This is a genomic window from Martelella sp., from assembly GCF_984369615.1.
On sequence record NZ_CFHTCS010000317.1, the window covers coordinates 1 to 5,035 of the forward strand.

Consider the following 5,035-nt stretch of genomic DNA (forward strand, 5'->3'; position numbering starts at 1 on the left):
GAAGATGCCAAAGCCCATTTCCTCGACCTCATCGAAAAGCGGGCCGAGGAACTGGCAGAGCGGCGTATCGCCGAGCGCGCCGGTGGCCAATGATCCCTATGCTCTTGTCAAAGCGCTTGCCCGCGACTGGGCCTTTCTGGGGCGGCCCGAACAAATGCCGCCTGCGGGCGACTGGCGGACATGGCTCCTGATGGGCGGGCGCGGTTCCGGCAAGACGCGGGCCGGCGCGGAATGGGTGCACGCACTGGCGCTTTCAGGCGGCGCAAAATGCGATCTGCGCATCGCCCTTGTGGCCGAGACGCTCGGGGATGCGCGCGAGGTGATGATCGACGGCGTGTCCGGCATCTGCCGGATCGCGCGGCGGATGGCGCCGGTGCTGGAGATCACCCGCCGGCGGCTGGTCTGGCCGAACGGCGCCGTGGCCTACCTGTTTTCCTCTGAAGATCCGGAGGCGCTGCGCGGGCCGCAATTCCACTTCGCCTGGTGCGATGAGCTGGCGAAATGGCGCTACGGCCAGGAATGCTGGGACATGCTGCAGTTCGGTCTGCGGCTGGGCGCGCGGCCGCGGCAGATGGTGACGACGACGCCGCGCGCCGTGCCGCTGTTGAAGAAGCTGATGGCGGAAAGCGACACGGCGCTGACGCGGATTTCGACGGCGGACAACCACGCCAATCTGGCCCCGGGCTTCATCAAGTCGCTCGCAAGCCGCTATGGCGGCACGCGGCTCGGCCGGCAGGAACTCGAAGGGGAAATGATCGAGGACCGCGAGGACGGTTTGTGGCGGCGGGGAGAACTTGAGACGGTCGTCTCCCGCAATGCCATGGCGACGGGACGGATTGTTGTCGCGGTCGATCCGCCCTCCGGTTCCGGTCGCCGCTCGGTTTGCGGCATCGTTGTCGCGGGCGGCATGGAAAACGGCGGCGCGCTGGTGCTGGCCGACTGCTCGGTGGAGGGCGGCACGCCGGCCGAGTGGGCCCGCGCCGTTGTCGAGGCCTATCGCCGCTTTGATGCCGACCGGGTGGTTGCGGAGATCAACCAGGGCGGCGACATGGTGACGGCGATGCTGAAAAGCGTCGATGAGCGGCTGCCGGTTGCAACGGTGAGGGCGCGGCGCGGAAAGTTTCTGCGCGCCGAGCCGGTTGCCGCGCTTTATGAGCAGGGCAGGGTGCGCCATGCGGGCCATTTCGCCCGGCTTGTCGACCAGATGTGCGATTTCGGTCCGGACGGGCTTTCGGGCGGGCGCTCGCCGGACCGGCTCGACGCGCTGGTGTGGGCGCTGACGGCGCTGCTTCTGGAAGGCGACGGGGTGCCGCGCGTGCGCGGGGTGTGAGGCGCCATTGGCGCTTGCGCCAGCTATGGCCCCATGCTAGCCGAATGCCGCAATCGACCTTTGAGGGCGCAACGAGGTTTTCGCATGATCAGACATATCGTTTTCTTTTCGGTGCCGGAGGGCGGCGATGCCGATCAGATCGAGGCCGGCCTTTCGATCCTGACGGAAAGCCCGCATGCTTTAGTTCTGGAGATCGGTCGCAACACGCGCAGCGATCTTTATGACGAGAAGGTCGATTTCGTCGTCTATGGCGAATTCGAGGACGAGACGGCGCTGGCCGCCTATCGCGAACACCCGCTCTACAAGAAGTCGACGGCGCTTGTCCGTCCGCTCCGCGAGATGCGCATTGCCGCCGATTACGACACGGCAAAGGCCGTGCGGCATGCGCGTCCGACGGACTGATGTCCGATCTGCATTCCGACTGACAGGCCTCGGTTTTCCGGGGCCTTTTTCGTTTCAAAGCAAGGATAAGGGGAGGCGGCATGAAAATGCCCTTTCATCTGCCGGGCAGGCGCCCGGCCGAGCCTGTCGGCGTGCCCGACAAAAAGGCGGCGACAATGCTCTCCGCCATCGCCTTCAGCGGCGAGGCGCGCTGGTCCGGCCGGTCCTATGCCGCCCTTGCCCGCGAAGGGTTCATGAGGAACCCCGTGGCCCACCGCGCTGTGCGTCTTATCGCGGAAGCCGCGAGCGCCATGCCCTGGCAATTGTTCGACAACGGCACGCTCGTTTCCGATCACCCGCTTCTGTCGCTTCTGAAGCGACCGAACCGGCGCATGTGCGGCGCGGACTTTCTGGAGGCGCTGTTCGGCGTGCTCCTGCTTTCGGGCAACGCCTATATCGAACCCATCATACTGGGTGAGGATTTGCGCGAGCTGCACCTGCTGCGGCCGGACCGCATCCGCGTGATCGAGGGGCGCGACGGCTGGCCGGAGGCCTATGAATATCGCGCCGGAAACCATGTGACCCGTTTCGCGGCGGAGGGCAAGGGGCTGACGCTGCTGCATATGCGGCTGTTCCACCCGCTCGACGACCACACGGGGTTTTCGCCGCTTGCCGCCGCGCAGATGGCGCTCGACCTGCACAACGCCGCTTCCGTCTGGAACAAGGCGCTGCTCGACAATTCGGCAAGGCCTTCGGGCGCGCTGGTCTATCAGCCGAAGGATGGCGGCAGCCTGACCGAGGAGCAGTATGAGCGGCTGAAGCAGGAACTGGAGGAAGGCTATGCGGGTCCGGTGCGCGCCGGCCGACCGCTGCTTCTGGAAGGCGGGCTCGACTGGAAGGCGATGGGGCTGACGCCGCGCGACATGGATTTCACCGAGGCGCGCAATGGTGCTGCCCGCGACATCGCGCTTTCCATCGGCGTGCCGCCGATGATGCTCGGGATTCCCGGCGACAATACCTATTCCAACTATCAGGAGGCCAACCGCGCCTTCTACCGGCTGACCGTGTTGCCGCTGATTGCCCGCACGGCCGCCTCGCTGACGGCCTGGCTAGAGCCGGTTTATGGCGCTGGACTGAGGCTCGAGCCGGACCTCGACCAGGTGCCCGCACTTGCCGCCGAGCGCGATGCGCTCTGGTCGCGGGTCGCAACGGCTGATTTCCTCACCGACGAGGAGAAGCGCGCGGCCGTGGGGTACTGAAACATGCAAGAGCTTTCAGGAGGCGCCGCTATGGGCGAAGGATCGATGCTGGCTGACGAACTGAAATATGCCGATCTGTCGCTGACAGACCTTGCCGGGGACGGCTCGTTTTCGGGCTATGCGAGCCTGTTCGGCGAAGTTGACCTGGGCAAGGACATGATCGAGCGCGGGGCGTTTTCGCGCTCGCTGCAGAAGCGCGGGGCCGAAGGCGTGCGCATGCTGTTCCAGCATGATCCGTCCGAGCCGATCGGGGCCTGGCGCAGGATCCGCGAGGATGGGCGCGGGCTCTACGTCGAGGGCGTGCTTTCCCCGGATGTGGCGCGGGCCCGCGAGGTGCACGCGCTGATGAAATCCGGCGGCCTCGACGGACTTTCGATCGGCTTTCAGACCGTGCGCGCCAAGACGGATGCGAAGACCGGCGTGCGCCGGGTGCTGGAAGCGGACCTCTGGGAAATATCGATCGTCACCTTTCCGATGCTGCCGTCGGCGCGCATTGCCAGCGTGAAGCAGGCGGGTGACGCATTTCCCACCATCAGGGAATTCGAGCGATGGCTGACGCGGGATGCCGGCCTGAGCCGAAAGGCGGCGCGCCGGCTTCTTGCCGGCGGCTACGAGGCGCTGGTCGGCGGGCGGGATGCGGCCGGCGGCGATGACGAGATGGACGACGAACGCCTGCTCGGCCTGCTGCGCCGGGCACGGCGGATGATGTCGTCCTGAAGTTTTTCAAAGAGAGGAATTCATCGTGACCGATGCGAAGATGAAAGCGGCGCCCGAGCTCAAGAGCGCGCCCGCGGGTATTGCCGAGGCCTTCGAGGCCTTCATGTCGAGCTTCGAGGCGTTCAAGGACGCCAATGACCGAAGGCTCGGCGAGATCGAGAGCAAGATGGGCGAGGATGTGCTGACCCGCGAAAAGGTCGACCGCATCAACCGCGCCATGGATGCCCAGGCCCGCCAGCTCGACGAGATGCAGCTGAAGCGGGCGCGACCGGCGCTTGGACGCGGAACGAGCCTTGCGGCTGCCGAGCACAAACAGGCCTTCGAGAACTATATCCGCCGCGGCGACGACCACGGCCTCAGGGCGCTGGAGGCGAAGGCGATCTCCACCGCGGAAAGCGACGGCGGCTATCTGGTGCCGGAGGAAACGGATACGGAAATCGGCCGCAGGCTTTCCGTCGTCTCGCCGATCCGCCGGCTGGCAACGGTGCGCCAGGTTTCCGGCGCGGTACTGAAGAAGCCTTTTATCGCGTCCGGTTTCACGGCCGGGTGGGTCGGCGAGATTGCCGACCGCGACCAGACGGCGACGCCCGATATCTCCGAGCTCTCCTTCCCGACGATGGAGCTGTACGCCATGCCGGCAGCGAGCGCATCGCTGCTTGACGATGCGGCGGTCGATGTCGAGAACTGGATTGCCTCGGAGATCGACATCGCCTTTGCCGAGCAGGAGGGCGCGGCCTTCGTGAACGGCAATACGGCGAACACGCCCAAGGGCTTCCTGAGTTACGCCACGGTGGCCGACAGCGCCTGGGAGTGGGAGAAGATCGGCTATATCGCGACCGGCGTCGATGGCGGCTTCAAGGCGGCCGACCCCTCCGACACGCTGATCGAGACAATCTATGCGCTGAAGGCGGCCCACCGCCAGAACGCCCAGTTCGTGATGAACCGGAAGACGCAAGGGACGATCCGCAAGTTCAAGGACGATGACGGCAATTATCTCTGGCAGCCGCCGGCGAGCCTCGGCCAGCCGGCCTCGCTGATGGGCTTTCCCGTGACCGAAGCGGAGGACATGCCCGATATCGGCGTTGATTCCATGTCGATAGCGTTCGGCGATTTCGCTGCCGGTTATCTGGTGGTCGATCGCGCCGGGGTCAGGATCCTGCGCGATCCCTATTCCGCCAAGCCCTATGTGCTGTTCTACACCACCAAGCGCGTCGGCGGCGGGGTGCAGAACTTCGAGGCGATCAAGCTGATCAAATTCGGCGACATGTGATCCGTCACGACGGGAGCAATGCGCGCCCCGGCAGTTTCTGCCGGGGTTTTTAAATGGCAGAAGGACACTTTCGCGATG

The 5,035-nt window shown here is 65.5% G+C and carries 5 protein-coding genes; all 5 read left to right on the forward strand.

What is annotated here, in order from left to right:
- Positions 1-4 precede the first annotated feature (4 nt).
- Complete coding sequence (locus tag AC5DC2_RS19160) at positions 5-1,330, forward strand: DNA-packaging protein (protein ID WP_491699624.1); 1,326 nt, start codon at positions 5-7, stop codon at positions 1,328-1,330.
- Positions 1,331-1,414: 84 nt separating this feature from the next.
- Positions 1,415-1,732 carry a Dabb family protein gene (locus AC5DC2_RS19165; protein ID WP_491699622.1) on the forward strand — a complete coding sequence of 106 codons (318 nt, stop codon included), beginning with the start codon at positions 1,415-1,417 and terminating at the stop codon, positions 1,730-1,732.
- A gap of 80 nt (positions 1,733-1,812) precedes the next feature.
- On the forward strand, positions 1,813-2,970 hold the full coding sequence (locus AC5DC2_RS19170) for a phage portal protein (RefSeq protein ID WP_491699623.1): 1,158 nt from the start codon (positions 1,813-1,815) through the stop codon (positions 2,968-2,970).
- Positions 2,971-3,000: 30 nt separating this feature from the next.
- The gene (locus tag AC5DC2_RS19175; RefSeq protein WP_024706501.1) at positions 3,001-3,687 is read left to right on the forward strand and encodes an HK97 family phage prohead protease; all 687 of its coding nucleotides are present in this window, start codon (positions 3,001-3,003) and stop codon (positions 3,685-3,687) included.
- 40 nt (positions 3,688-3,727) lie between these two features.
- Entirely contained in the window at positions 3,728-4,957 is a 1,230-nt protein-coding gene (locus AC5DC2_RS19180; protein ID WP_036235849.1) for a phage major capsid protein, read from the forward strand.
- Positions 4,958-5,035 lie beyond the last annotated feature (78 nt).

Bases quoted from the DNA above. Each gene is read 5' to 3' on its own strand.
- AC5DC2_RS19160 (WP_491699624.1), top strand. From the start codon at position 5: ATGCCAAAGCCCATTTCCTCGACCTCATCGAAAAGCGGGCCGAGGAAC.
- AC5DC2_RS19165 (WP_491699622.1), top strand. From the start codon at position 1,415: ATGATCAGACATATCGTTTTCTTTTCGGTGCCGGAGGGCGGCGATGCC.
- AC5DC2_RS19170 (WP_491699623.1), top strand. From the start codon at position 1,813: ATGAAAATGCCCTTTCATCTGCCGGGCAGGCGCCCGGCCGAGCCTGTC.
- AC5DC2_RS19175 (WP_024706501.1), top strand. From the start codon at position 3,001: ATGGGCGAAGGATCGATGCTGGCTGACGAACTGAAATATGCCGATCTG.
- AC5DC2_RS19180 (WP_036235849.1), top strand. From the start codon at position 3,728: ATGAAAGCGGCGCCCGAGCTCAAGAGCGCGCCCGCGGGTATTGCCGAG.